A 26,191-nucleotide genomic window follows, 5' to 3' on the forward strand; every position below is an offset into this window, starting at 1 on the left:
AGCAGACCTTGGCTCTACTTTCGCTTTGCGATTCCCTGCGGGCTCCTGACCATCAAGAAGGCCAAGGGTGAGGGCCTCGTCACCGCGGGTGGCTGTGTCGCCGTCCCGCCGGTGGCCGGCCGAACTCCCGGTCCGTAGCGGCCGGATCGGCCCCGACCCGCGGTCGGGGCCGATTGTCAGTGCCATGGTGCACGGTGGGAACCACATCAGGTCGACCGATCTGGAGGGGGATCCATGACCGTGTCCGAAACCACCGCCACCGATGGCGTTCAGGCCCTGCGCCCGCATGCCGAGGACGCCTTCGCCCATGAGCTGAAGGCCCTCGCCGCGGCCGACGACCGCCCGCGGCCCACCCGTTGGCAGCTGTCCCCGTGGGCCGTCGCCACCTACCTGCTCGGCGGCACACTGCCGGACGGCACGTTGATCACGCCCAAGTACGTCGGCCCGCGCCGCCTCGTCGAAGTCGCCGTGACCACACTCGCCACCGACCGTGCCCTGCTGCTCCTCGGCGTCCCCGGCACCGCCAAGACCTGGGTGTCCGAGCACCTCGCGGCCGCCGTCAGCGGTGACTCGACACTGCTCGTCCAAGGCACGGCCGGCACCCCGGAGGAAGCCATCCGTTACGGGTGGAACTACGCCCAGCTGCTCGCGCACGGGCCCAGCCGCGACGCCCTGGTGCCCAGCCCGCTCATGCGCGCCATGTCCGGCGGCATGACCGCGCGGATCGAGGAACTCACCCGTATTCCCGCCGATGTGCAGGACTCGCTCATCACGATCCTGTCGGAGAAGACGCTCCCCGTCCCCGAACTGGGGCAGGAGGTCCAGGCGGTCCGCGGTTTCAACGTCATCGCCACCGCCAACGACCGCGACCGCGGCGTCAACGAGTTGTCCAGCGCGCTGCGCCGCCGGTTCAACACCGTCGTGCTGCCGCTGCCGGAAACCCCCGATGCCGAGGTCGACATCGTCTCCCGGCGCGTCGACCAGATCGGGCGCTCGCTCGACCTCCCGGCCGCACCCGACGGCCTGGCCGAGATCCGGCGCGTCGTCACCGTCTTCCGTGAACTGCGCGACGGCGTCACCACCGACGGCCGCACCAAACTCAAGTCCCCCTCGGGGACGTTGTCGACGGCCGAGGCGATCTCCGTCGTCACCAACGGCCTGGCGCTGGCCGCGCACTTCGGGGACGGCGTGCTGCGCCCCGGTGACGTGGCGGCCGGAATCCTCGGCGCGGTCGTCCGCGACCCCGCGGCCGACCGGGTGGTCTGGCAGGAGTACGTGGAGACCGTCGTCCGGGAGCGGGACGGGTGGAAGGACTTCTACCGCGCCTGCCGCGAGGTATCCGCATGACCCGGGCCACGCCGCCCGGCGGGCCGCTGCTGCTGGGGGTGCGGCACCACGGGCCGGGCTCGGCCCGAGCCGTCCGTGCGGCCCTGGATGCCGCCCGCCCGCGGGCCGTGCTCATCGAGGGGCCCCCGGAGGGTGACGCGCTCCTTCCGCTGGCTGCCGACGAGCGGATGCGCCCGCCGGTCGCGCTGCTCGCCCACGCCGTGGACGACCCGGGGCAGGCGGCGTTCTGGCCGCTGGCCGCGTTCTCCCCGGAATGGGTCGCGATCCGCTGGGCCCTGGCTCACGACGTGCCGGTCCGTTTCATCGACCTGCCCGCGGCGAACTCGCTGGCCATGACACGGGCAGCGGAACGCCAGGACGGCCAGGACGGCCAGGACGGGAACGGGGACGGGGACGGGGACTCGGGGACGCTCGCAGGGGGTTCGCCCGCGCACGCCCCGGTCGACCCCATCGGCGTACTTGCCGAGACGGCGGGCTACGACGACCCGGAGGCCTGGTGGGAGGACGTCGTCGAACACCGCACCCAGGACGGCGAGGCCGCCGACCCGCGGGCGCCGTTCGCCGTGCTCGCCGAGGCCATGACCGCCCTGCGCGAGGTGTACGGCGACGACGGCCATCCCCGGGACACCGTCCGTGAGGCGTATATGCGCATCCAACTGCGCAAGGCGGCAAAGGAGTTCGGCGACGACATCGCCGTCGTCTGCGGCGCCTGGCACGTGCCCGCGCTCGCCACGAGGGCCACGCTCGCCGCCGACCGGGCCCTGCTCAAAGGGCTCCCCAAGGTCAAGACCGAGCTGACCTGGGTGCCCTGGTCGCACCGCCGACTCGCCCGGCACAGCGGTTACGGGGCGGGCATCGACTCGCCCGGCTGGTACGGGCACCTCTTCGAGGCCGTCGACCACCCGATCGAGCGGTGGATGACCAAGGTCGCCGGACTCCTGCGCGACGAGGACCGGTTCGTCTCGTCGGCCCACGTCATCGAGGCCGTCCGGCTCGCCGAGACCCTGGCCGCCATGCGCGGCCGCCCGCTCGCCGGGCTGAGCGAGACGACCGACGCGATCAGGGCCGTGATGTGCGAAGGCTCCGATGTGCCGCTCGCGCTCGTACGGGACCGGCTGATCGTCGGCGAGACACTCGGTGAAGTGCCGGACACCGCCCCCGCCGTACCCCTGCAACGCGACCTCACCCGACAGCAGCGCACGCTCCGGCTCAAACCGGAGGCGCTGGAGCGGGAGTTGGAGCTCGACCTGCGCAAGGACACCGATGCGGCCCGCAGCCGGCTGCTCCACCGGCTGCGGATCCTGGCCGTCGGCTGGGGCGAGCCCGCGACCGGCCGGGCGAGCACCGGCACCTTCCGGGAGAGCTGGCGGCTGCGCTGGGAACCCGAGCTGTACGTACAGGTCGCGGAGGCCGGGACATGGGGCACCACCGTGCTCTCCGCGGCGACCGCCAAGGCCGAGTTCCGGGCGACCGCGGCGGCCGGGCTCGCCGAGGTCACCGCGCTGGCCGAGCACTGCCTCCTCGCGGAACTGCCCGACGCGCTGCCCGTCGTCATGAAGGCCCTCACGGACCGTGCGGCCCTCGACGCCGACGTCGGCCATCTCGCCGACGCCCTGCCCGCATTGGCCCGCACCCTGCGCTACGGCGACGTGCGGTCCACGGACACCGCGGCGCTCGGCGGGGTCGCGGCCGGGCTCGCCGAGCGGATCTGCGTCGGACTGCCACCCGCGTGCACCGGACTCGACGCCGACGGCGCCGCCGAACTCCGCCGCCGGGTGGACGGGGTCCACACCGCGATCGGCCTGCTCAGCGGGGCCGTTCGGACGGACGCCGACGGGCACGGGCTGCGCGAGCGCTGGACCGCCGTACTGCACAAGCTCGCCGCCCGGGACACGGTAGCGGGCGTCATCCGGGGCCGCGCGGCCCGTCTGCTGCTCGACGACGGACGGCTCGCGGAGGACGAAGCGGCACGGCTGATGGGCCTGGCCCTCTCACCCGGCACTCCCCCGGCCGACGCCGCTGCCTGGATCGAGGGGTTCGTCGGCGGAGCAGCCGGGGGCGGCATGCTCCTCGTCCACGACGAGCGGCTGCTCGGCCTGGTCGACGCCTGGCTCACCGGCGTTCCCGCCGACACCTTCGCCGATGTGCTGCCCCTGCTGCGCCGCACCTTCTCGGTGTACGAAGCAGGCGTACGGCGCACGCTGGGCGAGCTCGTACGGCGCGGTCCGGCCGCCGGGGGACCGGCCGCCGGCGCCGACGGCACCGCGGCCGCGGCACCCGGCTTCGGCCCCGGACTCGACGGGGCCCGGGCCGACGCGGTGGTACCGGTACTGCGCCTCCTGCTCGGTCTGGACACCGACGCGCACACCGACATGGATCCGGCCCCGGGAGGCGTCAGCCCGGGCGACCGTGCCGAGAACGTCAAGGAACCGCTGGGGGCAACGGGATGACCACGAACACGGCCGACCAGACGCCGCACCCGGCTCACGGCTCACCGCCCGGCCCGGCCAACGACGAACGGCTGCGCCGGTGGCGGCTGGTCCTGGGCGGGGACAGCGCGGAGAGCACCGGCTGCACCCTCACCGGACGCGACGCCGCGATGGACGTGGCGCTGAACGCGCTCTACGGCGGCGGAGGCCGCCCCGGAGGCCGGGGCGGGAACAACCGCTCGGCCGGACTCGGAGCCTCCGCCCCCTCCGTGGCCCGCTGGCTCGGCGACATCCGTACGTACTTCCCCAGCTCTGTCGTCCAGGTCATGCAGCGTGACGCGATCGACCGGCTCGGCCTCTCCGCCCTCCTCCTCGAACCGGAGATGCTCGAGGCCGTCGAGGCGGACGTCCATCTCGTCGGAACGCTCCTCTCGCTCAACAAAGCCATGCCCGAGACGACGAAGGAGACCGCGAGAGCGGTCGTGCGCAAGGTCGTCGACGATCTGGAGAAGCGGCTCGCCACCCGCACCCGGGCCACCCTCACCGGCGCGCTGGACCGCTCGGCGAAGATCAACCGGCCCCGCCACCACGACATCGACTGGAACCGCACCATCCGGGCCAACCTCAAGAACTACCTCCCGGAGTACGGCACCGTCGTCCCCGAGCGGCTCATCGGCTACGGGAGGGCCGCGCAGTCCGTGAAGAAGGACGTCATCCTCTGCATCGACCAGTCGGGATCGATGGCCGCCTCCGTCGTCTGTGCCTCCGTCTTCGGCGCGGTGCTCGCCTCCATGCGCACCCTGCGGACCAGACTCGTCGTCTTCGACACGGCCGTGGTCGACCTCACCGACCAGCTCGACGACCCCGTCGACGTCCTCTTCGGTACCCAGCTCGGCGGCGGGACGGACATCAACCGTGCCCTTGCCTACTGCCAGTCGAGGATTACCCGCCCGGCCGACACCGTCGTCGTGCTCATCAGCGACCTGTACGAGGGCGGCATACGCAACGAGATGCTGAAGCGGGTCGCCGCGATGAAGGCCTCCGGTGTGCAGTTCGTGACGCTGCTCGCCCTGTCCGACGAGGGTGCGCCCGCCTATGACCGCGACCATGCGGCGGCCCTCGGGGCCCTGGGCGCACCGGCGTTCGCATGCACACCGGATCTCTTCCCGGAGGTGATGGCCGCAGCGATCGAGAAGAGGCCGCTCCCCGTACCGGACAAGGAGGCCCAGCGGTGAGCCCCATCGGGGAAGGGGGCTCGCGCCGCCGGGGAACCTCGCATCAGCAGCGGACTCGGGGCGGTGGGGAAGCTCGCAGGGGCTCGCGACGAGCGTGTTCCCGGCCTGTTCAGGGGGCCGTCCCCGTAGACCACGGCCGTGCGGAGTTGTCCACTGCGACCCGGTAACCGGCCCGGTCTGTGACCGTAATCACCGCTCAGGTGTGACCTGCGATTTAGGGTCATGCGGAGCGCGGGGATAACCTGCGAGATGGACATGCCGCGTACCCCGGGTCACCCTGTGCGCCTTCCTAGTGACAGAGCAGTCACATTGCCCCTCGCGGCACGCCCACGCAGAAAACGAACCGCGAGACCATTGATTAAGGGACGGACGCGCGTGGACCTGTTCGAGTACCAGGCGAGGGACCTCTTCGCCAAGCACGGTGTACCGGTGCTGGCCGGTGAAGTCATCGACACGCCTGAGGCAGCCCGCGAGGCGACCGAGCGGCTGGGCGGCAAGTCGGTCGTCAAGGCGCAGGTGAAGGTCGGCGGCCGCGGCAAGGCCGGCGGTGTCAAGCTGGCCGCCACCCCCGACGAGGCGGTCGCCCGCGCGACCGACATTCTCGGCATGGACATCAAGGGCCACACGGTCCACAAGGTGATGATCGCCGAGACCGCGCCGGAGATTCTTGAGGAGTACTACGTCTCGTACCTCCTCGACCGCACCAACCGCACCTTCCTGGCCATGGCCTCGGTGCAGGGCGGCATGGACATCGAGGAGGTCGCGGAGAAGACCCCCGAGGCCCTTGCGAAGGTCCCGGTCGACTCCAACACCGGTGTCACGATCGAGAAGGCCCGTGAGATCGTCGCCCAGGCGAAGTTCCCGGCCGAGGTGGCCGAGAAGGTCGCCGAGGTCATGGTGACGCTGTGGAAGACCTTCGTCGCCGAGGACGCACTCCTCGTCGAGGTCAACCCGCTCGCCAAGGTCGCCTCCGGCGACGTCCTGGCGCTGGACGGCAAGGTGTCTCTCGACGAGAACGCCGACTTCCGTCAGCCCGAGCACGAGGCGCTCGAGGACAAGGCCGCAGCCAACCCGCTCGAGGCTGCCGCCAAGGCCAAGAACCTCAACTACGTCAAGCTCGACGGCGAGGTCGGCATCATCGGTAACGGTGCCGGTCTGGTCATGTCGACGCTGGACGTCGTCGCGTACGCCGGTGAGAACCACGGCAATGTGAAGCCCGCCAACTTCCTCGACATCGGTGGCGGCGCCTCCGCCGAGGTCATGGCGAACGGCCTGGAGATCATCCTCGGCGACCCGGACGTCAAGTCCGTCTTCGTCAACGTCTTCGGTGGCATCACCGCGTGCGACGAGGTCGCCAACGGCATCGTCCAGGCGCTCGCGCTGCTCAAGAGCAAGGGCGAGGAAGTCACCAAGCCGCTGGTCGTGCGCCTCGACGGCAACAACGCGGAGCTGGGTCGCAAGATCCTTTCCGACGCCAACCACCCGCTGGTGCAGCGTGTGGACACCATGGACGGCGCGGCCGACAAGGCCGCCGAGCTCGCCGCGGCTGCGAAGTAAAGGACGAGGGACTCCAACACCATGGCAATCTTCCTCACCAAGGACAGCAAGGTCATCGTCCAGGGGATGACCGGTGCCACCGGCATGAAGCACACCAAGCTCATGCTCGCCGACGGCACCAACATCGTCGGCGGCGTGAACCCGCGCAAGGCCGGCACGTCCGTCGACTTCGACGGCACCGAGGTTCCCGTCTTCGGGAGCGTCGCCGAGGCGATGGAGAAGACCGGCGCGAACGTGTCGGTTCTCTTCGTGCCGCCGGCCTTCGCCAAGGCCGCCGTCGTCGAGGCGATCGACGCCGAGATCCCGCTGGCCGTCGTGATCACCGAGGGCATCGCCGTCCACGACTCCGCCGCCTTCTGGGCGTACGCGGGCTCGAAGGGCAACAAGACCCGGATCATCGGCCCGAACTGCCCCGGCCTGATCACCCCTGGTCAGTCCAACGCGGGCATCATCCCGGGCGACATCACCAAGCCCGGCCGCATCGGTCTCGTGTCCAAGTCCGGCACGCTGACCTACCAGATGATGTACGAGCTCCGTGACATCGGCTTCTCCTCCGCCGTCGGCATCGGTGGCGACCCGGTCATCGGTACGACGCACATCGACGCCCTCGCGGCGTTCGAGGCCGACCCCGAGACCGACCTCATCGTGATGATCGGCGAGATCGGCGGCGACGCCGAGGAGCGTGCGGCCGACTTCATCGCGAAGAACGTCACCAAGCCGGTCGTCGGTTACGTCGCGGGCTTCACCGCCCCCGAGGGCAAGACCATGGGCCACGCCGGCGCCATCGTCTCCGGCTCCTCCGGCACCGCGCAGGCGAAGAAGGAGGCCCTGGAGGCCGCCGGCGTCAAGGTCGGCAAGACGCCGACCGAGACCGCCAAGCTGGCACGCGAGATCCTCGGCGCCTGATCGCTTCACCGCGTCTGAGCAGTACCGCAGTATCGCGTCACCCGCACAGACGGCGCGGGCCCGTACCCCGGTCAGGGATACGGGCCCGCGCCGTTTCTTTCTGCGCGGCCGCAGCTCCGTCCGCGCCGAGGCCCCCCATCCGTGCCTCCCGCCGTGGCTTTGTCCGTCAGCCGGTTCCCGCTCGCGTTCAGCCGGGGTGGGGGAGCAGCCGGGCCGGGCCCTGTACGAGCTCGCCGTGCAGCTGCTTCCGCAGTTTCAGCTCCTGCGGCGTCAGCTTCTGCGGGCCACTTTGCGGCGGCACCCCCTCGACCTGCTGAGCGGGTGACTCCGGGGCCTCGTGCCGCGTCGCAGCCGTCGCCAGGGTGAACCACGTCATCCCGATGAGCAGTATCGCGAAGGAGGTGACCGCCCTGGTCCACAGCTGGGCCCGGCGCTCGCTGTCCGTACGGATCACGTCGGGCGAGGGGAGCGAGGCGGGGGCCTGGGTGTCGGCGAGTGCGCGGAGCTGTTGATGCAGGAGTGCCGACTGCTCGGCGGCGGACGGCGGTTCCGCCGGCTCGGGCAGCCGCTCGGCGACCGCGGCACGGGCGTTCATCAGCCTGCTCGCCGTCGCCGGAGTGCTGGCCTCCGTCTCCGCCGCGGTCTCCGGCAGGTCCAGGCCGACACCGTCGTAGAGCAGCAGGGTGCGGCGGTACGACGGCGGCAGATCGAGCAGCGCGTCGAGCAGCGCGCGCGCAACGGGTTCGGCGGGTGGCGGGTCGAGTTCGCGGTGCGTGCGGCGCAGCCGGTGCCAGGGCGACAGCGCGTACTCGTACGCAGCCGCCCGCACCCACCCCACCGGATCCCGGTCCGCCGCGACCTCGGGCCAGCGGTCCCAGGCCAGCGCGAAGGCCCGCGCGATGGACTCCTGGGAGAGGCTCCGGCGCCCGGTCAGCAGAAACGTCTGCCGGAAAAGGGTGGCAGCGCAGTGCTTGTACAAGGCATCGAAATCCTCGACTGCCGCCGCTGCTTCTGCTGCCGCCGCTGCCTCTGTCTCGACCGCTGCCTCAACCGCCGGCGCTGTCGCCTCAGGTGCTCGACCCACGCCGGATGCGTCGGGGGTGCCGGGTGGATCGGGGGTGGTGCCGGGCGCGGTCGGGGCCATGGGGGAGCTCCCGATGGCTTCGACGGGGGTCGGCGGACGGGCCGCCGGCTCGACGGCGGCCCTCGACCGGGTGCTCGAGGCGGTGGACTTGGTCCGGACGCTCGGAGGCGTGGCCTGCGGGCCCGTCCGGACGCCGCTGATCAGCCTGGCACAGACCCCACCCTTTCGCCCCCGGGGCGTGGTGCGACCCGTCTCCCGGAGCGACTTCGCCTCCCGCAGTCTGCGGCGCTCCTTGGGGGAAGGAAGCGGCGGGACGGCGGCCACATCGGTCGAGCTCTGCGTCATGAATGAACCCCCGTGGACCTGCACTGGGCAAAAAAGTACATAAACGTATATTGAGCGACACAGCGGCTGTTCGCCTGTTACACGAAATAGGCGCGTGTCGTTGGGAGCATGACGGGGTGACCCAAGTGACCGAAGGAAGCCCGTCGTTGTCGGCAGAGCAGGGCCGGTCCGCCATGCTGGTCTTCACCTTCCTGCGTGGGGTTCTCGCGGCCGGGCTGGGGCTGGGCGCACTCGCCGTGCTCGTCATGGTGCTGTGGATCAGCTCTCCGGCCCCCGACGACGGCCCCGGCGGCGCCCTCCACGCGGCGGCCGGGCTCTGGCTGCTCGCCCATGGTGCCGAGCTGATCAGGACCGACACGCTCGGCGGAGCCCCCGCTCCGGTCGGCCTCGTTCCGCTGCTGCTCACCGTCGCGCCGGTGTGGCTGGTGCACCGCGCGGCCCGGGATGCCCTGGAGCCGGACGAGGGGCGTCCGGCGCCCTCGGCGGCGGCCGCGTTCGCCCTGGTCGCCGGCGGATATCTGCTGGTCGGGGCCGCTGTCGCGCTCTACGCGCAGGGCGGTTCGCTGTCCGTGCACGCGCCGTCGCTGCTCTTCCCTGCGGCCATTGTGGTGGCGGGTGCGGCGGCAGCCGGGGTCTGGACGGCATCCGGGCGCCCGATCGGGCCGCCGCCGTCCTGGGCGCCGGTGCGCCTGCACGAGGAGCTGGCGCGTTCCCGGTTCAGGGAGCGTGCCGACACGGTGTGCCGGTCGGCGGCGGCCGGGGTGGCGGTACTGCTGGGCGGCGGGGCGCTGCTCGTTGCTGTGGCACTGGTCTGGCATGCCCCGGCGGCTCAGCAGTCGTTCGTCCAGCTCTCGGGCGACTGGGTGGGCCGGGTCTCGGTGGTGCTGCTCGCGCTGGTGCTGGTGCCGAACGCGGCGGTGTGGGGTGCCGCGTACGGACTCGGGCCGGGTTTCGCGCTCGGTACGGCGTCCACGGTCACCCCGCTCGCGTTCTCGGGGCGCCCGGCGCTGCCCGTCTTCCCGCTGCTCGCCGCGGTGCCGGACCAGGGTCCGGGGACGCCCCCGAACTGGGCGGCCGCGGCGGTGCCGGTCGCGGCCGGGGTGACGGTCGCCTGGTTCACGGTCCGGCGGGCCGCGCCCGCCCTTGCCGGACGGGACGAGGCGTGGAGCCTGCGGGAGACCGCGCTGACGGCCGGGCTGGCGGCGCTGGGATGCGGGGTGGGTACGGCGGTGCTGGCCGCGGCTGCGGGAGGACCGCTCGGCACCCGGGCGCTGGCGGAGTTCGGCCCGGTGTGGTGGCTGACCGGTGCGGCGGCCCTGGTGTGGACGGCGCTGCTCGGCGTCCCCGGGGCGCTCCTGGTGCGGGCCTGGCGGCTTCGGGGCGGCGACCGGCGCCGGTGGTGGCGGCGGGGCCCGGCGCAGGAGGCGTCGGCAGAGGCGGCGGAAGGGGCGCCCGCCGTCCCGGCGCCTGTGGAGGTGCCCGAGCAGGCGCCTCAGCGGACGGGCGGCGGCCGACGGCGGTGGACGCGGTCCGGGCGCCGGGAAGCGGGCGAGAAGGCCGAGCCGGCGTCCACGCCGGGAACGCTGCCCACCCCCGTATGCGCCCCCGCGGGCCCACCCGTCGCGGCGGGCGGCGAAAAAAGCGAGGACTCCGAGTTGTACGACTTCCTGCCGACCGATCCCTGGCACGAACGGACGACGGTCCGGCCTCCCGAGGAGGCCGGACCGTCGTGAATTGCGTGAGGAGTCACTTCTTGACGCCGAAGAAGGGTTCCAGCGGCTTCGGCAGCTGGTCGTTGCAGGCCAGTTGGCCGGACTTGGTCAGGGCGTCGTTCACGCAGGTGTAGTAGTCGCGGTAGACCAGCTGCACCGTGAACGTCGTCGCGACGATCGAGAGCGCGAGCAGCGCGGTCACCAGTCCGCTGACCGCGGCCGTGGTCTGCGGCCTGCCGTAGCCCGGAGCGGGTGCGCCGGGCGCGGGGGCATGCCCGGAACCGGAACCCTGAAGAGGACCTGCAGCCGGTGCACCGGACGCCGCGCCCGCCCCGGGGGCGCTGGTGGCGCCGCCCGGTGCGGATGCTCCCTTCGGCTTCGCCCGGAGCGAGCTGATCGACCAGTACACGGCGAGTACGCCGAGCAGCAGCGCGATCTCCGGGAAGTCGAAGAGCGCGAAGAAAAAGGCCCACATACCGGAGAGCAGCGCGTAGCGGGCGCGCCGCTGGGCGGGGTCGGTCGGATCCCAGCGCAGTCCGCCGTGGTTGCCCTCGGGGCCGCCCTGGCCGTTCGGCCCGCCCGGGCCTCCGGGCCGACCGCCGAAGCCGCCGCTCTGGCGACCGGGCTGCCGAGTGCTCCACTGGCTGCCCCAGACCGGCCGGTCATCGGAGGAACCGCCCTCGGGCGACCCGTCGCCGTTGCCCCGGCCTCCGTTCCCCTGGTCGTTCCCTCCGTTGCCGTTTCCGGTGTTCGAGGGGTGGCGGGGCTGCCAGGGCTGATCGGGCCGGTTCTCCGGCGGCGCGGCGAACGGGTTGTCATCGGAAGGAGCACCGGAAGATGAAGAACCGGAAGGGCCCGTAGGGGACTGGTGCTCTCGCAGCAGCAGCGAGGTCCGCTCGGGCAGCGGGTGGCGGAAGGCGGTGCGGCGGCGTCGGTCCGGCATTTGGTGAACGTCTTCCCCATCTCGTCATTTCCGCCCTGTGGACGGTTCCCTGTCCCCTGACGCTACCTCCCGCCCAGGAGGGGCCGAAAGCTGGGAGCGGCTGCGCCGGGCGGCCGATACCCGTCCCCCGGACACTCCCACGCATTCCGCAGCCGTTCCATGGCCGATCCGTAGCCGTCCCGCGGCCCCTCACCCCCGTCCCGTGGGGGTCTCCCGAGGTGCCGGTATCGTTGCTGACGGTCGGCTCGTTCGTAGAGTTCCCCGTATCACGAGGCTCGATTCTTTCGTACGACCATACAAATCAGCGTCACTCTGCTTCACACGCGAGAAAGGGCCCAGCCGTGGCCTCCCCGCCCCCTTCCCCCGCACCGGCCCGTCTGGTCGTCCTGGTTTCCGGCTCGGGTACGAACCTTCAAGCCCTGCTCGACGCCATCGGTGACGACCCCGAGGGCTTCGGTGCCCGGATCGTCGCGGTCGGCGCCGACCGCTCCGGCATCGTCGGTCTGGAACGGGCGGAGCGCGCCGGACTGCCGACCTTCGTGTGCCGGGTCAAGGACTACGCCACCCGCGAGGCATGGGACGCGGCACTCGAGGCCGCGACGGCCGAGCACCGTCCGGACCTCGTGGTGTCCGCGGGGTTCATGAAGATCGTGGGCAAGGAGTTCCTCGCCCGGTTCGGCGGCCGGTTCATCAACACCCACCCCGCCCTGCTCCCCAGCTTTCCCGGTGCCCACGGGGTGCGTGACGCACTCGCGTACGGCGTGAAGGTCACCGGGTGCACCGTCCACTTCGTCGACGACGGCGTCGACACCGGTCCGATCATCGCGCAGGGCGTGGTCGAGGTGACCGAAGAGGACACGGCGGAGGGCGAAGCCGCTCTCCACGAACGCATCAAGGAAGTCGAGCGCAAGCTGCTCGTCGAGGCCGTGGGGCGGCTCGCCCGTGACGGCTATCGCATTGAGGGACGAAAGGTTCATCTCGGTCATGTCGGTGAATAAGCCCATCCGCCGCGCCCTGGTCAGTGTCTACGACAAGACGGGGCTCGAAGACCTCGCCCGCGGTCTGCACGAGGCGGGTGTCGAGCTCGTCTCCACCGGCTCCACCGCCGGGAGGATCGCCGCCGCCGGGGTACCGGTCACCAAGGTCGAGGAGCTCACCGGCTTCCCCGAGTGCCTGGACGGCCGCGTCAAGACGCTGCACCCGCGCGTTCACGCCGGCATCCTCGCGGACCTGCGTCTGGACGCCCACCGTGAGCAGCTCGCCGAACTCGGCGTGGAGCCGTTCGACCTGGTGGTCGTGAACCTCTACCCGTTCAAGGAGACCGTCGCCTCCGGCGCGTCCGCCGACGAGTGCGTGGAGCAGATCGACATCGGCGGCCCGTCCATGGTCCGCGCCGCCGCCAAGAACCACCCGTCCGTGGCCGTCGTCACCAGCCCCGAGCGGTACGCCGACGTTCTCGCCGCGGTCAAGGCCGGCGGCTTCGACCTGACCGCCCGCAAGCGGCTGGCCGCCGAGGCGTTCCAGCACACCGCCGCGTACGACGTGGCCGTGGCCTCCTGGTTCGCCGACGACTACGCCGCCGCCGACGAGTCGGGCTTCCCCGACTTCTTCGGTGCCACGTACGAGCGCAAGAACGTCCTGCGATACGGCGAGAACCCGCACCAGCCCGCCGCGCTCTACACCTCCGGTGCCGGTGGCCTGGCCGAGGCGGAGCAGTTGCACGGCAAGGAGATGTCGTACAACAACTACACGGACACCGACGCCGCGCGCCGGGCCGCGTACGACCACGCCGAGCCGTGCGTCGCGATCATCAAGCACGCCAACCCGTGCGGCATCGCGATCGCCGACGACGTCGCCGAGGCGCACCGCAACGCGCACGCCTGCGACCCGCTGTCGGCCTTCGGCGGCGTCATCGCCGTCAACCGCCCGGTGACCGTCGCCATGGCCGAGCAGGTCGCGGAGATCTTCACCGAGGTCATCGTCGCCCCGGCGTACGAGGACGGTGCGGTCGAGATCCTCGCCCGCAAGAAGAACATCCGCGTGCTGCGCTGCCCCGACGCGCCGACCGCCCCGGTCGAGGTCAAGCCCATCGACGGCGGCGCGCTGCTCCAGGTCACCGACCGCCTCCAGGCCGAGGGCGACGACCCGGCCAACTGGACCCTCGCCACCGGTGAGGCCCTCTCCGCGGACGAGCTGAAGGAGCTCGCCTTCGCGTGGAAGGCCTGCCGCGCGGTGAAGTCCAACGCGATCCTGCTCGCCAAGGGCGGTGCCTCGGTCGGCGTCGGCATGGGCCAGGTCAACCGGGTCGACTCCGCGAAGCTGGCCGTCGAGCGGGCGGGCGAGGAGCGGGCACGGGGTGCGTACGCCGCCTCCGACGCGTTCTTCCCGTTCCCGGACGGGCTGGAGATCCTGACCGCGGCCGGCGTCAGGGCCGTGGCCCAGCCCGGCGGTTCGGTCCGTGACGAGCTGGTCGTCGAGGCTGCGAAGAAGGCGGGCGTGACCATGTACTTCACGGGTACGCGGCACTTCTTCCACTGACGGGGAGGGCGCGCCGGGTGAGCCCCCGGCGGCCCGCGGTGTGCAGCAGCCACCGCGCCGGGCAGGACCGAAGGCCGTGACTCGCGCGTGTGCGCGGGTCACGGCCTTCGGTGATTCTGCGGCTGCGTGGTGAGTCGGCCGTGGCGGCCGGCCGACTCAGGCGCGCGGTCGCTGGAACCAGGCGGCACCGTCCGACTTCGCCACGAAGACGATGATCATGACGCCGAGCGCGATCGTGACGATGCCCAGCGGCAGCTGGAAGATGCCGCCGAAGCAGATGAAGGCGCCGTAGACGATGGCGCAGACGCGGGTGGCGTTGCCGCCGGTCTTCATCTTGAGCGCCAGCGCGACCGAGAGCCCGGCGAAGATCAGCGCGAGCACGGCGACGAATGCCAGGACGCCCTTGCCGAAGTTGGCGATCGTCTCGGTGTCGGCCGTGGAGCCGGAGCTGTTGACGGCGTCTTCGACCGCGCCCATGCCCGCGAACGCGATGATGGCGCCGATGATCTGGAAGGCGGCGACGACCCAGAGCATCACGCGGGCCGCCTTCACGCCCCCCGGCATCTCGACCGGGGCGCCCGGGAAGCCGTACTGCTGGTTGATGGGCGGGGCCGTGGGGTAGCCGCCCTGCTGCGGTACGCCCTGGGGGGACTGCTGCGGGTAGCCGTACCCCGGCTGCCCGCCCTGCTGCTGCTGACCGTAGGGGTTGTTCGGGTCGCCGAAGCTCATGGCGAAATTCCTCCGTTGAAAAAGTGCGGGGACGACGCGGTCCGAGCGGAGGAAACATGCGCAATGAGTACGGTCTGTCCCCCCGACACTGTCCGCGGTACTGCGCGGCTCATCGTGGTCTTGACATCGGCTTTTTGTCCAGCCGATTGCCGAATGTGTTGTGCAAGCGCAATCTGCAGGCCATGCACGGCACCCGGAATTGGTATGCGGGCGGGGTCATCCGCGAGTATGGAGGCATGACTGCCCAGATTCTCGATGGCAAGGCCACCGCAGCCGCGATCAAGTCCGATCTCACCGTCCGCGTGGCGGCCCTCAAGGCGCAGGGCGTCACCCCTGGCCTGGGAACCCTGCTCGTCGGGGACGACCCGGGCAGCCGGTGGTACGTGAACGGCAAGCACCGCGACTGCGCGCAGGTCGGCATCGGCTCCATCCAGCGCGAACTCCCCGACACCGCCACCCAGGAGGAGATCGAGGACGTCGTACGGGAGCTCAACGCCAACCCGGAGTGCACGGGTTACATCGTGCAGCTTCCCCTCCCCAAGGGGATCGACACCAACCGCGTCCTGGAACTGATGGATCCGGCCAAGGACGCCGACGGCCTCCACCCGATGAACCTCGGCCGGCTCGTGCTCAACGAGACGGGCCCGCTGCCCTGCACCCCGCAGGGCGTCGTCCAGCTGCTGCGCCACCACGACGTGGAGATCAATGGCGCGCATGTCGTGGTCGTCGGCCGCGGCGTCACCATCGGCCGCTCGATCCCGCTGCTGCTGACCCGCAAGTCCGAGAACGCCACCGTCACCCAGTGCCACACCGGTACGCGTGACCTCTCCGCCCAGCTCAAGCAGGCCGACATCATCGTCGCCGCCGCCGGGGTGCCGCACATCATCAAGCCCGAGGACGTCAAGCCGGGCGCGGCCGTGCTCGACGTCGGCGTCAGCCGGGACGAGAACGGCAAGATCGTCGGGGACGTCCACCCGGGCGTCGCCGAGGTCGCCGCGTGGATCTCCCCGAACCCGGGCGGTGTCGGCCCGATGACCCGCGCCCAGCTGCTCGTCAACGTGGTCGAGGCGGCCGAGCGCAACGCGGCCGACGCCGTCTGAGTCGGCTGACCAGATCCGGAAGGAACCTCATGGGTGCTGGTACGAGTCCGGACGACCCGGCCGCCGCGGCGGACCGGACGTCTCCGGTGCCGTCGGAGGTGGGAACGGACGCGGACGCGAAGGCGGACATGGCCCGTGCGGGCGTGGGCGCCGGTGAAGGTGACGGTGCGGCGGACGAGGCCGCGGCAGCCGACGGCGAGGCGGGAGCGGCTTCCGATGATGACGCCGCCGCGGACGCCGGTCCCGGCAGCGCCCCGGCCGCACGTCCGTCGCGGAGGTTCCCGTTGTTCACCCGGGACACCGCGCGCCCCGAGGGCGGTGGCCGGGCCGCGCCCGGGAACGCGCCCGCCCCGGCCCGGCAGTGGCCGCTGCTCGCCGTGCTCTGCACAGCCGGGATCGGGCTGCTGATCGTGGCCGTCGACCCGTTCGCCGAGGCCTTCAGGATCGGCACGATGCTGATCGGCGTGGCCCTCATCGGGGGCGCCGTACTGCGGATCGTCGTCCCGTCGGTGGGCATGCTGGCGGTCCGTTCCCGCTTCACCGACCTGGTGACGTACGGACTGCTCGGCTTCCTCATCGTGATGCTCGCGCTGGTGGCGCAGCCCAAGCCGTGGCTGGACATTCCGTTCCTGGAGGACGCGGTCCACTTCACGATCCGCTGAGGCTGCCCGTACGGCCGCGCCGCGGTCGGATGGTGTCCGTCCCCTCCCCCGAGAAGGGACGGACACCGAAGGACGGGGCACCGGAACGCAGCCGCTCCGGAACGTGGTGACGTGAGCGGCCTTGCCCTCGTCCTGCGATCAGCCTTGTGGACGGCGAAGGCCGGTACAAGGGAACCCTGTGGCCTGTGGCACGGAAGTGACCATTCCGCCACCGTGTGATCGCTTCTGCAACGACGTGATCGCACTTGCAACGGTGATGTGCTCACCTCGGCCACCCGGCACCGGGCATCGGAGCAAACGCCCCAACCGCCGCTGCAACGGCGCAAACACCCCCGTCGCCGCGCTACCGCCCCCCGGGTGAGGTGATTCGGCCGGGTGAGCGCTGTGTGACGGGTTGTGTGCGGTGCCACAGGGGGCCGGGCCGCCGGGAGGATCCGAGTCGGATAGCCTGATCGCTGGATATCTCTTCACATCAAGATTCAGAGATGCCCAGCACCAGGGGCCAGGAGCCCCCACCGCCAGCTGTCTAACGGAGATCGCCATGACCCGCACTCCCGTGAATGTCACCGTCACCGGCGCAGCCGGCCAGATCGGCTACGCGCTGCTCTTCCGCATCGCCTCCGGCCACCTGCTCGGCCCGGACGTGCCGGTCAACCTGCGTCTCCTGGAGATCCCGCAGGGTCTCAAGGCTGCCGAAGGCACCGCGATGGAGCTCGACGACTGCGCGTTCCCGCTGCTGCGCAACATCGAGATCACCGACGACGCCAACGTCGGCTTCGCCGGCGCCAACGTCGCCCTGCTGGTCGGCGCGCGCCCGCGCACGAAGGGCATGGAGCGCGGCGACCTGCTCTCCGCCAACGGCGGCATCTTCAAGCCGCAGGGCAAGGCCATCAACGACAACGCGGCGGACGACATCAAGGTCCTCGTCGTCGGTAACCCGGCCAACACCAACGCGCTCATCGCGCAGGCCGCCGCCCCGGACGTACCGGCCGACCGCTTCACCGCGATGACCCGCCTCGACCACAACCGCGCGATCTCGCAGCTGGCCGCCAAGACCGGTGCCGCCGTCTCCGACATCAAGAAGCTGACGATCTGGGGCAACCACTCGGCGACCCAGTACCCGGACGTCTTCCACGCGGAGATCGCCGGCAAGAACGCCGCCGAGCTCGTCAACGACGAGGCGTGGCTGGCCGACACCTTCATCCCGACCGTGGCCAAGCGCGGCGCCGCGATCATCGAGGCCCGTGGCGCGTCCTCGGCCGCCTCCGCCGCCAACGCCGCCATCGACCACGTCCACACCTGGGTCAACGGCACCGCCGCCGGTGACTGGACCTCCATGGGTATCCCGTCGGACGGCTCCTACGGCGTGCCCGAGGGCATCATCTCGTCCTTCCCGGTCACCACGAAGGACGGCAAGTACGAGATCGTCCAGGGCCTGGACATCAACGAGTTCTCCCGTACGCGCATCGACGCGTCGGTGCAGGAGCTCATCGAGGAGCGCGACGCGGTCCGTGAGCTCGGCCTGATCTGATCCGTACGTCTTACGAGGCGTACCTCACCGCCCCCGTCAGCAGTCGCTGCCGGGGGCGGCTGTGTCGGCCCGGACGAACGAGGTGACGTTCCTCGACGAGCATGTCGAACGGGTCGGCATCGACACGCTCGACAGCCCCGATCCGACGCACTTCAGCTCAGCGAACCGGCAGCAGCTCACAACCCCCTGCGCAGCTCGGCCGCGATCTCGCGTACGGCCGCCATGGCCCGGCGCTGGAGCCCCGGGCCGAAGGTGATCCGGGTGGCACCCAGCCCGCCGAGCTCGCGCGGGGTGGGGCCGTCGGCCCTGGCCAGGGCGTTGAGCGGGGCCGGGACGGCGACGGACAGCCGGGGCAGGGCCTCGGGCGGGGCCGCGATCGGGTAGACGCAGTCCGCGCCCGCCGCCACGTACAGCAGGGCGCGACGCACCGTCTCCGCCTCCTGGTCCATGCCGTCGGGCACGCCGTGGACGTACGTGTCGACGCGGGCGTTGATGAAGAGCCGGTCGCCCGCGACCGCCCGTACCTCCGCCAGCCGGTCCGCCTGCCGCCGGGCGTCGACGAGGGTGCCCTCGGCCGAGTCCTCCAGATTGCAGCCGACGGCTCCGGTGTCCAGGAGCCGCTCCACGAGTTCCTTCGGGGCCAGTCCGTAACCCCCCTCGACGTCCGCCGAGACGGGTACGGCGGCCGGGACGGCGCGCACGATGCGGGCGACGGCCGCGAACATCTCGGCGGCGGGCGTCGCCCCGTCCTCGTACCCGAGTGACGCCGCGACCCCGGCGCTGGGTGTGGCGAGCGCCCGGAAGCCGGCCTCGGCGAAGGCGCGGGCACTCGCCGCGTCCCACGGGCCGGGGAGGACCAGGGGGTCGCCGGGGGCGCGGTCGTGGTGCAGGGCACGGAGGACGGATGCGGTCATCGCGGGGCTCCCGGGGCGGTGCGGCACAAGGACGGGCAGGAGAGCGAGCAGGGGCGGGCGGGGTGCGGGACGCGGCGGGCGTCGCCGGGTCAGTGCTTGATGTCGCCCGGCTTGTAGTGGCCGGGGACCATGCGGGTGGTCACGGCGAACCGGTTCCACGCGTTGATCGTCGTGATCGCGGCGATCAGGTGGGCGAGCTCGGTCTCGTCGAAGTGCTTGGAGGCCTTCTCCCACACCTCGTCCGGCACGAAACCGTCGGTCAGCACGGTCACCGCCTCGGTCAGCTCGATGGCCGCGATCTCCTTGGGCGTGTAGAAGTGCTTCGACTCCTCCCACGCGCTGAGCTGGACGATCCGCTCGACGGACTCACCCGCCGCGAGTGCGTCCTTGGTGTGCATGTCGATGCAGAACGCGCAGTGGTTGAGCTGCGAGGAGCGGATCTTCACCAGCTCCCCGATGACCGGGTCGAGGCCCTTACGGGATGCCGCGTCCAGTCGGACCATGGCCTTGTAGACATCGGGGGCCAGCTCGGCCCAGCGCATACGCGGGGTGTGCTCGGGGTTGAGTTCGGAGGTCGGGTGGCTGTGCTCGTTCGTCGTCATGGGTACGACGGTACGGGGTGGGTGGCGCAGCGGTATGGTCCACTTTCATGACAGATTCCTGGGCCACTTTCGGTGCCGACCTACATCTGGACACGACGGGTTCGGTGGGGCTGAGGACCGGGCTCATGGACGCGCTGCGCGAGGCCGTGCGGACGGGGCGGCTGGCGCCCGGCACCCGGCTGCCGTCCTCCCGCAGCCTCGCCGTGGACCTCGGCATCGCCCGGAACACCGTCGCCGACGCATACGCGGAGCTGGTCGCCGAGGGCTGGCTCAGCGCCCGGCAGGGTTCGGGTACCAGGGTGGCGCGGCGGGCCGAGCCGCGCCCGGCGGCCAGGAGGACGGTGCGGTCCCGGCCGGTGCCCGCCCGGCCCACCCACAACCTGCTGGCCGGGTCGCCCGACCTCTCGACGTTCCCGCGTGCCGACTGGCTCAAGGCGGCCCGCCGTGCCCTGACCGCCGCGCCCAACGACGCCTTCGGGTACGGGGATCCGCGCGGGCGCATCGAGCTGCGCACCGTACTCGCCGAGTATCTGGCCCGCGCGCGCGGCGTGTACGCGGAGCCGGAGCGCATCGTGGTCTGCGCCGGTTTCGTGCAGGCGCTGAAGCTGATGGGGACGGTGTTGCGCAAGCGGCGGGTGCGGGAGGTGGCCGTCGAATCGTACGGACTGGACGTGCACTGGAAGCTGCTCGCGGACGCCGGGCTGCGCATGCCCTGTCTGCCGGTCGACGGACTCGGGGCCCGGACGGGTGAACTGGCCGGGCTGCGCGGTGTGGGCGCGGTCCTGATGACGCCCGCGCACCAGTTCCCGACGGGGGTGCCGCTCCATCCCGACCGACGGGCCGCGGTGGTCGACTGGGCGCGCGGTACGGGCGGCCTGATCCTGGAGGACGACTACGACGGCGAGTTCCGTTACGACCGGCAACCGGTCGGCGCGCTCCAGGGCCTCGACCCCGAACACGTCGTGCACCTGGGGACGACGAGCAAGTCGCTGGCGCCGGGACTGCGGCTGGGGTGGATGATACTGCCGGAGAGCCTGGTGGGGGAGGTGGCCGAGGCGAAGGGGCTGAGCGACTGGTCGTCGAGTGCGCTGGAACAGCTGACGCTCGCGGAGTTCATCGAGTCGGGCGCGTACGACCGTCATGTGCGCTCGATGCGACTGCGCTACCGCCGCCGTCGCGACCAGCTCGTCGCGGTATTGGCGGAACGGGCCCCCGATGTCCGGATCACCGGTATCGCCGCCGGACTGCACGCCGTCCTCGAACTCCCGGAAGGCAGCGAGGCGTCGGTGCTGCGCGCGGCTGCCTGGCAGGGGCTGGCACTGGAGGGGTTCTCGCGCTTCCGGCACCCGGACGCGGCGCCGGTGCGCGACGCACTGGTCATCGGCTACGGGACACCGACCGACAGCGCCTGGGCGGGCGCGCTGGACGCGCTCTGCCGGGTGCTGCCGTAACGGTGCGCCGGCATCTGTCCGGCGGATCAGGACCCTAAACCCTTCCCGGGACCGTCGGTTTGTCCGGTTCGGACGTGTCCGCCGGGGCCTCGCCGAACCGGGCCAGGGCCAGGGCACCCGCCACCGCCACCACGAAACCGGCGACCGCCAGTCCGCCGAGGCCTGCGCGCGTACGGTCTCCGAGCCAGATGACGCCCACCAGCGCCGGGCCGATCGTCTCGCCGATCACCATGCCGGCCGTCGCCGTCGTCACCGACCCACGCTGCAGCGCCGAGGTGAGCAGCAGGAACGCCGAACCGCCGCCCAGCAGCAGCGCGTACACGGCCGGGTTGGTGAGCAGCGCCGACGGGGACACGTCGTCGATCAGCCGGACGGTGACCTCGACCACCCCGAAACCGCACCCTGCGCCGAGCCCCAGGACGAGCGCGCGCGCCTTCTCCGGGAGGCGTCCGGCCGCCGCGCCGATCAGCAGAATGCCCAGCGAGATCCCCAGCATCCACCAGGCCAGGGCCGCCGGACCCGCCGCGTGGCCCTCGCCGCCGGAGGCGAGCCCCAGCATGCCCAGGCCCGCGCAGACGACCCCGACCGCGGTCCACTCGACGCCGCTCAGCCGCGCGCCGAGAAGCCGGGCGGCGACGACCGCCGTCACCGCGAGACTCGCCGCCAGGGCGGCGCCCACAACGTAGATCGGCAGGGACCGCAGCGCGATGATCTGGAGGACGAAACCGCAGCCGTCGAGGGCGAGTCCGGCTACGTAGCGCCACTCGCGCAGTGCGCGCAGCAGCAGCGCGGGATCGACCCCCGCGCCCGACCCCGGCTCGGCGGCGGCCCGCGAGGCGACGGCCTGGAGGACGGAGGCCGTACCGAAGCAGACAGCGGCGCCGAGCGCGCAGATCATCCCGAAGAGCACATAGGGACTCTACTTGCGGACGTTCGGTGGACCCGCTTCCCGCCGAAACCAGCAGCCCTTTAGTCTGACAAGTGGTCGCACTGGCTTGATTCGTACGACGGGGGAGACGGAAACATGGCCACACGAAGGCTGAGGTCGAGCACGGTGGTGCTCGGCGGCATGGGGGTGCTCGCGGCGATGATCACCTCCTGCGGTTCGGAACCGGACAAGCGGTGCGTCGACCCGCTCACCCAGGACAAGCTGCCGAGCTACGAGTGCAAGAACTCCAACGGCAAGGGCTCGTACTACTACGGCGGCACCAGCAAGAACGGCAAGGTGCAGGGCGGCAGCTTCAACAAGTCCGCCGTCGACCGCGGCGGCTTCGGCTGCTCGGGCACCGGCGGCGGCTGAACCGGCATGGAACGCCGCACCATGCGACCGCGTCCCGACTGGCAGCGGACGGTGGAGGAGCAGGGGCTCGTCTACCCGCTCACCCGCTACCCGGACGGGTCCCTGCGCGCGTACTGGGACGAGAGCGCCTACTACGTCTTCTCGCTGCCCGAGGTCGAGGCGCTGGAGGACGCCGTCGAGGAACTGCACACCATGTGCCTGGCCGCGGCCGCGCACATCGTGGAGCGGGAGCGCTTCGCGGAGCTCGGCATCACCGACCCCCGGCTGTCCGCGCTGATCGCCCAGTCCTGGCGACGCCGGGACGAACTGCCGTCCCTGTACGGCAGGTTCGACCTCCGGTACGACGGAACCGGCCCGGCGAAGATGCTGGAGTACAACGCTGACACCCCCACCTCCCTGGTGGAGGCCGCGAGCGCCCAGTGGTTCTGGATGGAGGCCCGTTTCCCGGGCGCCGACCAGTGGAACTCCCTGCACGAACGTCTCGTCGCGGCGTGGCAGCGGCAGGCCGCCCTGCTGCCGCCGGGACCGCTGCACTTCGCGCACTCCGACGGGGACGAGCTGGGCGAGGACCTGATGACCGTCGCCTATCTGCGGGAGACCGCCGAACAGGCCGGTATCGACACGGAGGCGCTCTCCGTCGAACGGATCGGCTGGGACCGGCTGGCCGGACGGTTCGTGGACGAGCGGCTCCGCTTCATCCGCAGCTGCTTCAAGCTGTACCCGTGGGAATGGCTGGCGACCGACCGGTTCGGGCCGCACGTACTGGACACCCTCGACAACGGCGGCGGCACGGGTACCACCTGCTGGATCGAGCCCGTCTGGAAGATGCTCCTCTCCAACAAGGCGCTCCTGGCGATCCTCTGGGAGCTCTACCCGGGCCACCCGAATCTGCTGCCCGCCTACCTCGACGGCCCGCGCGAACTCGCGGGGGCGGGTGCGGGATACGTCGCCAAGCCGCTGCTCGGCCGGGAGGGGGCCGGGGTCACGATTCATGAGCCGGGAAGCCCTGCCGTGCTGCGGGACGAGCCGTGCTGCTATCAGGAACTGGCGGCACTGCCGGACTTCGACGGCAACCGGGTGGTACTGGGGGCGTGGGTCGTCGAGGACGAGGCGGCCGGGCTCGGCATCCGGGAATCGGCGGGGCTGGTCACGGACGAGTACGCCCGCTTCCTGCCCCACGTCATCCTCTAGGCCCTGTCCCGCCCCGGCAAGCCCAGGCGCCCGGGCTCAGCCGCGCAGGACGCCGCGGAGCTGCTCCAGCCCCCAGTCCAGGTCCTCCTTGCTGATCACCAGCGGCGGGGCGATCCGGATCGTCGAGCCATGGGTGTCCTTGACCAGCACCCCACGGTCCATCAGCTTCTCGGAGATCTCCCGGCCGGTGCCGTGGCTCGGCGCGATGTCGACGCCCGCCCAGAGCCCGCGTCCCCGTACCTCCGTCACCGCGCCCCCGCTCAGCAGCAGCCCCAGCTCCTGGTGGAGGTGTTCGCCCAGCTCGGTCGCCCGCTGCTGGAATTCGCCGGTACGGAGCATCGCGATGACCTCCAGCGCGACCGCGCACGCGAGGGGGTTCCCGCCGAACGTCGAACCGTGCTCGCCGGGCCGGTACACCCCGAGCACGTCCTGCGAGGAGACGACCGCCGACACCGGCACCACACCACCGCCCAGCGCCTTGCCGAGCACATACATGTCCGGCACGACACCCTCGTGCTCACAGGCGAAGGTCTTCCCGGTCCGGCCCAGGCCCGACTGGATCTCGTCCGCGATGAACAGCACGTTCCGCTCGCGGGTGAGCTCGCGCACCCGGGGGAGATAGCCGGGCGGCGGCACCAGAACCCCCGCCTCGCCCTGGATCGGCTCCAGCAGCACCGCCACGGTGTTCTCGGTCATCGCCTCCGAGAGCGCGGTCAGATCCCCGTACGGCACGATCTGGAACCCCGGCGTGTAGGGGCCGAAGTCCTCCCGCGCCTCCGGGTCCGTGGAGAAGCTGATGATCGTGGTCGTACGGCCGTGGAAGTTGTTCGCGGCGACGATGATCTTCGCCATGCCGTCCGGGACGCCCTTCACCCGGTAGCCCCACTTGCGGGCCGTCTTCACCGCGGTTTCCACGGCCTCCGCGCCGGTGTTCATCGGCAGCACCGTCTCCATGCCGCACAGCTCGGCGAGCTGCGTACAGAAATCGGCGAACCGGTCGTGGTAGAAGGCGCGCGAGGTGAGGGTCACCCGCTCCAGCTGGGCCTTGGCCGCGTCGAGCAGGCGCCGGTTGCCGTGACCGAAGTTGAGCGCCGAATATCCGGCGAGCATGTCGAGATAGCGCCGGCCCTCGACATCGGTCATCCAGGCTCCGTCCGCCGAGGCGACGACGACGGGCAGCGGATGGTAGTTGTGTGCGCTGTGCGCCTCGGCGGAGGCGATGGCAGTTTCCGTGGTCGACACGGGATCTCCGTTCGTCGTGCGGCGTGGGCGGGGGGGATGGTGCCCACTTTGTATCGTCGGTCGGAACCCTGTCGAGGAAACCTTCACATCACGGCGCGCCCGGCCACTGCGGTACGGCTCCGGCCGCCCTCCCCACCTCGCGGGTATGCCTTCCCCACCGGCTGCCGGAGATCGGGTCCGTACCTGAGACAATGGGTCCCATGGCCTCTGAACGCCCCCGCGTGCTCTCCGGAATCCAGCCCACCGCAGGCTCGTTCCACCTCGGCAACTACCTCGGTGCGGTCCGCCAGTGGGTGGCGCTGCAGGAATCCCACGACGCCTTCTACATGGTCGTGGACCTGCATGCGATCACCATTCCGCAGGACCCCGCGGAGCTGCGCGCGAACACCCGGCTCGCCGTCGCCCAGCTCCTCGCCGCCGGTCTCGACCCGGAGCGCTGCACGCTCTTCGTCCAGAGCCATGTTCCCGAGCACGCCCAGCTCGGCTGGGTGATGAACTGCCTCACCGGCTTCGGCGAGGCGTCCCGTATGACGCAGTTCAAGGACAAGTCCGCCAAGCAGGGTGCCGACCGCACCACGGTCGGTCTCTTCACGTACCCGATGCTGATGGTCGCCGACATCCTGCTGTACCAGGCCGACCAGGTCCCGGTCGGCGAGGACCAGCGCCAGCACCTTGAGCTGACCCGTAACCTCGCCGAGCGGTTCAACGGCAGCTACGGCGACACGTTCACGGTGCCGGACCCGTACATCCTCAAGGAGACGGCGAAGATCTACGACCTTCAGGACCCGTCGGCGAAGATGAGCAAGTCGGCGGCCACCCCGAAGGGACTGATCAGCCTTCTCGACGAGCCCAAGGCCACCGCCAAGAAGGTGAAGAGCGCGGTCACCGACACCGACACGGTCATCCGCTTCGACCGGGCCGAGAAGCCCGGCGTCAGCAACCTGCTGACCATCTACTCCACGCTCACCGGCACCGGTGTCGCGGATCTGGAGCAGAAGTACGAGGGCAAGGGCTACGGTGCGCTCAAGACCGACCTCGCCGAGGTCGTGGTCGAGTTCGTCACACCGTTCCGCGCCCGCACCCAGGAATACCTGGACGACCCGGAGACCCTGGACTCGATCCTGGCCAAGGGCGCGGAGAAGGCCCGCTCCGTCGCGGCCGAGACCCTGGCCCGGACGTACGACCGGATGGGCTTTCTGCCCGCGAAGCACTGAGTCCAAGGACCCTGGCGGTTTCGCGGTCGCAGGCGTCACACTTGCGACGGGAAGTTGATCCGGTGGATGGCCGAGAGCAGGCCATCGATCATCGAGGACCATCGGTCCCCGAGGGCCCTCGGCCACCGGGGGCCATCGACATCGAGGATTGAGGAGAAC

The 26,191-nt window shown here is 71.2% G+C and carries 22 protein-coding genes; 15 read left to right on the plus strand and 7 right to left on the minus strand.

All coding sequences use genetic code 11. The features are described from left to right. Nucleotides 1–234 precede the first annotated feature (234 nt). The 5 genes from ACZ7L9_RS11635 to sucD all read left to right on the plus strand — a co-directional run bounded on the left by ACZ7L9_RS11635 (nucleotide 235) and on the right by sucD (nucleotide 7,474). Nucleotides 235–1,347, plus strand: a complete 1,113-nt coding sequence (locus ACZ7L9_RS11635; RefSeq protein ID WP_471414484.1) for an ATP-binding protein — start codon at nucleotides 235–237, stop codon at nucleotides 1,345–1,347. Beyond that, nucleotides 1,344–3,797: a DUF5682 family protein gene (locus ACZ7L9_RS11640; protein WP_471414486.1), complete on the plus strand. Its 2,454-nt coding sequence runs from the start codon at nucleotides 1,344–1,346 to the stop codon at nucleotides 3,795–3,797. Before ACZ7L9_RS11635 ends, ACZ7L9_RS11640 begins: the two co-directional genes overlap by 4 nt. Next, nucleotides 3,794–5,011, plus strand: coding sequence for a VWA domain-containing protein (locus tag ACZ7L9_RS11645; RefSeq protein ID WP_471414488.1), 1,218 nt, complete (start codon nucleotides 3,794–3,796; stop codon nucleotides 5,009–5,011). The genes ACZ7L9_RS11640 and ACZ7L9_RS11645 overlap by 4 nt, the downstream gene beginning before the upstream one ends. A 375-nt stretch (nucleotides 5,012–5,386) precedes the next feature. Then, nucleotides 5,387–6,568 carry an ADP-forming succinate--CoA ligase subunit beta gene (gene sucC / locus ACZ7L9_RS11650; RefSeq protein WP_471414489.1) on the plus strand — a complete coding sequence of 394 codons (1,182 nt, stop codon included), beginning with the start codon at nucleotides 5,387–5,389 and terminating at the stop codon, nucleotides 6,566–6,568. 21 nt (nucleotides 6,569–6,589) lie between these two features. Beyond that, entirely contained in the window at nucleotides 6,590–7,474 is an 885-nt protein-coding gene (sucD, locus tag ACZ7L9_RS11655; protein ID WP_471414491.1) for a succinate--CoA ligase subunit alpha, read from the plus strand. Nucleotides 7,475–7,661: 187 nt separating this feature from the next. Here the strand turns inward: sucD and ACZ7L9_RS11660 are convergent, their stop codons facing one another. After that, nucleotides 7,662–8,903, minus strand: a complete 1,242-nt coding sequence (locus ACZ7L9_RS11660; protein ID WP_471414494.1) for a SigE family RNA polymerase sigma factor — start codon at nucleotides 8,901–8,903, stop codon at nucleotides 7,662–7,664. A 125-nt stretch (nucleotides 8,904–9,028) separates the two neighbouring features. Here ACZ7L9_RS11660 and ACZ7L9_RS11665 point away from each other — a divergent pair, with 125 nt between their 5' ends. Then, nucleotides 9,029–10,636, plus strand: a complete 1,608-nt coding sequence (locus ACZ7L9_RS11665) for a cell division protein PerM (RefSeq protein ID WP_471414496.1) — start codon at nucleotides 9,029–9,031, stop codon at nucleotides 10,634–10,636. 13 nt (nucleotides 10,637–10,649) lie between these two features. On the opposite strand, the gene ACZ7L9_RS11670 is transcribed toward ACZ7L9_RS11665, so the two are convergent. Then, complete coding sequence (locus tag ACZ7L9_RS11670; RefSeq protein WP_471414497.1) at nucleotides 10,650–11,558, minus strand: hypothetical protein; 909 nt, start codon at nucleotides 11,556–11,558, stop codon at nucleotides 10,650–10,652. Nucleotides 11,559–11,836: 278 nt separating this feature from the next. On the opposite strand from ACZ7L9_RS11670, the gene purN reads away from it, so the two are divergent. Together purN and purH are read left to right on the plus strand one after the other, a co-directional pair. Continuing rightward, nucleotides 11,837–12,556: a phosphoribosylglycinamide formyltransferase gene (gene purN, locus ACZ7L9_RS11675; RefSeq protein ID WP_471414682.1), complete on the plus strand. Its 720-nt coding sequence runs from the start codon at nucleotides 11,837–11,839 to the stop codon at nucleotides 12,554–12,556. Continuing rightward, nucleotides 12,543–14,096 (plus strand): bifunctional phosphoribosylaminoimidazolecarboxamide formyltransferase/IMP cyclohydrolase, encoded by a 1,554-nt coding sequence (purH, locus tag ACZ7L9_RS11680; RefSeq protein ID WP_471414499.1) that lies wholly within the window; start codon nucleotides 12,543–12,545, stop codon nucleotides 14,094–14,096. The genes purN and purH overlap by 14 nt, the downstream gene beginning before the upstream one ends. 156 nt (nucleotides 14,097–14,252) lie before the next feature. Here purH and ACZ7L9_RS11685 read toward each other — a convergent pair whose 3' ends face one another. Further along, nucleotides 14,253–14,825 (minus strand): hypothetical protein, encoded by a 573-nt coding sequence (locus ACZ7L9_RS11685; protein WP_471414501.1) that lies wholly within the window; start codon nucleotides 14,823–14,825, stop codon nucleotides 14,253–14,255. Between the two features lie 236 nt (nucleotides 14,826–15,061). Between ACZ7L9_RS11685 and ACZ7L9_RS11690 the strand changes: the two genes are divergently transcribed. The 3 genes from ACZ7L9_RS11690 to ACZ7L9_RS11700 all read left to right on the plus strand — a co-directional run bounded on the left by ACZ7L9_RS11690 (nucleotide 15,062) and on the right by ACZ7L9_RS11700 (nucleotide 18,118). Further along, entirely contained in the window at nucleotides 15,062–15,925 is an 864-nt protein-coding gene (locus ACZ7L9_RS11690) for a bifunctional methylenetetrahydrofolate dehydrogenase/methenyltetrahydrofolate cyclohydrolase (protein WP_405685176.1), read from the plus strand. 29 nt (nucleotides 15,926–15,954) lie between these two features. Further along, on the plus strand, nucleotides 15,955–16,587 hold the full coding sequence (locus tag ACZ7L9_RS11695; protein ID WP_471414503.1) for a DUF3017 domain-containing protein: 633 nt from the start codon (nucleotides 15,955–15,957) through the stop codon (nucleotides 16,585–16,587). Between the two features lie 541 nt (nucleotides 16,588–17,128). Next, a complete protein-coding gene (locus ACZ7L9_RS11700) occupies nucleotides 17,129–18,118 on the plus strand; it encodes a malate dehydrogenase (protein WP_471414505.1) in 990 nt (329 codons plus the stop codon). Nucleotides 18,119–18,294: 176 nt separating this feature from the next. Here ACZ7L9_RS11700 and ACZ7L9_RS11705 read toward each other — a convergent pair whose 3' ends face one another. Both ACZ7L9_RS11705 and ACZ7L9_RS11710 read right to left on the minus strand, forming a co-directional pair. Next, nucleotides 18,295–19,032: an isocitrate lyase/PEP mutase family protein gene (locus tag ACZ7L9_RS11705; protein ID WP_471414506.1), complete on the minus strand. Its 738-nt coding sequence runs from the start codon at nucleotides 19,030–19,032 to the stop codon at nucleotides 18,295–18,297. Nucleotides 19,033–19,121: 89 nt separating this feature from the next. Next, the gene (locus ACZ7L9_RS11710; protein WP_471414508.1) at nucleotides 19,122–19,634 is read right to left on the minus strand and encodes a carboxymuconolactone decarboxylase family protein; all 513 of its coding nucleotides are present in this window, start codon (nucleotides 19,632–19,634) and stop codon (nucleotides 19,122–19,124) included. Nucleotides 19,635–19,681: 47 nt separating this feature from the next. Here ACZ7L9_RS11710 and pdxR point away from each other — a divergent pair, with 47 nt between their 5' ends. Further along, the gene (gene pdxR / locus ACZ7L9_RS11715; RefSeq protein ID WP_471414509.1) at nucleotides 19,682–21,085 is read left to right on the plus strand and encodes a MocR-like pyridoxine biosynthesis transcription factor PdxR; all 1,404 of its coding nucleotides are present in this window, start codon (nucleotides 19,682–19,684) and stop codon (nucleotides 21,083–21,085) included. Nucleotides 21,086–21,119: 34 nt separating this feature from the next. Here pdxR and ACZ7L9_RS11720 read toward each other — a convergent pair whose 3' ends face one another. Further along, nucleotides 21,120–21,983 carry a DMT family protein gene (locus ACZ7L9_RS11720; RefSeq protein WP_471414684.1) on the minus strand — a complete coding sequence of 288 codons (864 nt, stop codon included), beginning with the start codon at nucleotides 21,981–21,983 and terminating at the stop codon, nucleotides 21,120–21,122. 126 nt (nucleotides 21,984–22,109) lie between these two features. Here ACZ7L9_RS11720 and ACZ7L9_RS11725 point away from each other — a divergent pair, with 126 nt between their 5' ends. Next, entirely contained in the window at nucleotides 22,110–22,385 is a 276-nt protein-coding gene (locus ACZ7L9_RS11725) for a hypothetical protein (RefSeq protein ID WP_471414510.1), read from the plus strand. 6 nt (nucleotides 22,386–22,391) lie between these two features. After that, nucleotides 22,392–23,576, plus strand: a complete 1,185-nt coding sequence (locus ACZ7L9_RS11730; RefSeq protein ID WP_471414511.1) for a glutathionylspermidine synthase family protein — start codon at nucleotides 22,392–22,394, stop codon at nucleotides 23,574–23,576. A gap of 36 nt (nucleotides 23,577–23,612) precedes the next feature. Here ACZ7L9_RS11730 and rocD read toward each other — a convergent pair whose 3' ends face one another. Continuing rightward, nucleotides 23,613–24,818, minus strand: a complete 1,206-nt coding sequence (gene rocD / locus ACZ7L9_RS11735; RefSeq protein ID WP_471414512.1) for an ornithine--oxo-acid transaminase — start codon at nucleotides 24,816–24,818, stop codon at nucleotides 23,613–23,615. 200 nt (nucleotides 24,819–25,018) lie between these two features. Between rocD and trpS the strand changes: the two genes are divergently transcribed. Beyond that, nucleotides 25,019–26,032, plus strand: coding sequence for a tryptophan--tRNA ligase (gene trpS / locus ACZ7L9_RS11740; protein ID WP_471414514.1), 1,014 nt, complete (start codon nucleotides 25,019–25,021; stop codon nucleotides 26,030–26,032). Nucleotides 26,033–26,191 lie beyond the last annotated feature (159 nt).

This window comes from Streptomyces sp. NPDC111516 (assembly GCF_055635345.1).

What these genes read in the sequence shown, in the direction of transcription:
- ACZ7L9_RS11730 (WP_471414511.1), top strand. Translation starts at nt 22,392, where the DNA reads ATGGAACGCCGCACCATGCGACCGCGTCCCGACTGGCAGCGGACGGTG.
- ACZ7L9_RS11690 (WP_405685176.1), top strand. Translation starts at nt 15,062, where the DNA reads ATGACTGCCCAGATTCTCGATGGCAAGGCCACCGCAGCCGCGATCAAG.
- ACZ7L9_RS11685 (WP_471414501.1), bottom strand. Translation starts at nt 14,825, where the DNA reads ATGAGCTTCGGCGACCCGAACAACCCCTACGGTCAGCAGCAGCAGGGC.
- ACZ7L9_RS11720 (WP_471414684.1), bottom strand. Translation starts at nt 21,983, where the DNA reads ATGATCTGCGCGCTCGGCGCCGCTGTCTGCTTCGGTACGGCCTCCGTC.
- ACZ7L9_RS11705 (WP_471414506.1), bottom strand. Translation starts at nt 19,032, where the DNA reads ATGACCGCATCCGTCCTCCGTGCCCTGCACCACGACCGCGCCCCCGGC.
- ACZ7L9_RS11710 (WP_471414508.1), bottom strand. Translation starts at nt 19,634, where the DNA reads ATGACGACGAACGAGCACAGCCACCCGACCTCCGAACTCAACCCCGAG.
- ACZ7L9_RS11645 (WP_471414488.1), top strand. Translation starts at nt 3,794, where the DNA reads ATGACCACGAACACGGCCGACCAGACGCCGCACCCGGCTCACGGCTCA.
- pdxR (WP_471414509.1), top strand. Translation starts at nt 19,682, where the DNA reads ATGACAGATTCCTGGGCCACTTTCGGTGCCGACCTACATCTGGACACG.
- ACZ7L9_RS11670 (WP_471414497.1), bottom strand. Translation starts at nt 11,558, where the DNA reads ATGCCGGACCGACGCCGCCGCACCGCCTTCCGCCACCCGCTGCCCGAG.
- ACZ7L9_RS11700 (WP_471414505.1), top strand. Translation starts at nt 17,129, where the DNA reads ATGACCCGCACTCCCGTGAATGTCACCGTCACCGGCGCAGCCGGCCAG.
- ACZ7L9_RS11725 (WP_471414510.1), top strand. Translation starts at nt 22,110, where the DNA reads ATGGCCACACGAAGGCTGAGGTCGAGCACGGTGGTGCTCGGCGGCATG.
- ACZ7L9_RS11695 (WP_471414503.1), top strand. Translation starts at nt 15,955, where the DNA reads ATGGGTGCTGGTACGAGTCCGGACGACCCGGCCGCCGCGGCGGACCGG.
- ACZ7L9_RS11640 (WP_471414486.1), top strand. Translation starts at nt 1,344, where the DNA reads ATGACCCGGGCCACGCCGCCCGGCGGGCCGCTGCTGCTGGGGGTGCGG.
- ACZ7L9_RS11635 (WP_471414484.1), top strand. Translation starts at nt 235, where the DNA reads ATGACCGTGTCCGAAACCACCGCCACCGATGGCGTTCAGGCCCTGCGC.
- ACZ7L9_RS11660 (WP_471414494.1), bottom strand. Translation starts at nt 8,903, where the DNA reads ATGACGCAGAGCTCGACCGATGTGGCCGCCGTCCCGCCGCTTCCTTCC.
- purH (WP_471414499.1), top strand. Translation starts at nt 12,543, where the DNA reads ATGTCGGTGAATAAGCCCATCCGCCGCGCCCTGGTCAGTGTCTACGAC.
- sucD (WP_471414491.1), top strand. Translation starts at nt 6,590, where the DNA reads ATGGCAATCTTCCTCACCAAGGACAGCAAGGTCATCGTCCAGGGGATG.
- trpS (WP_471414514.1), top strand. Translation starts at nt 25,019, where the DNA reads ATGGCCTCTGAACGCCCCCGCGTGCTCTCCGGAATCCAGCCCACCGCA.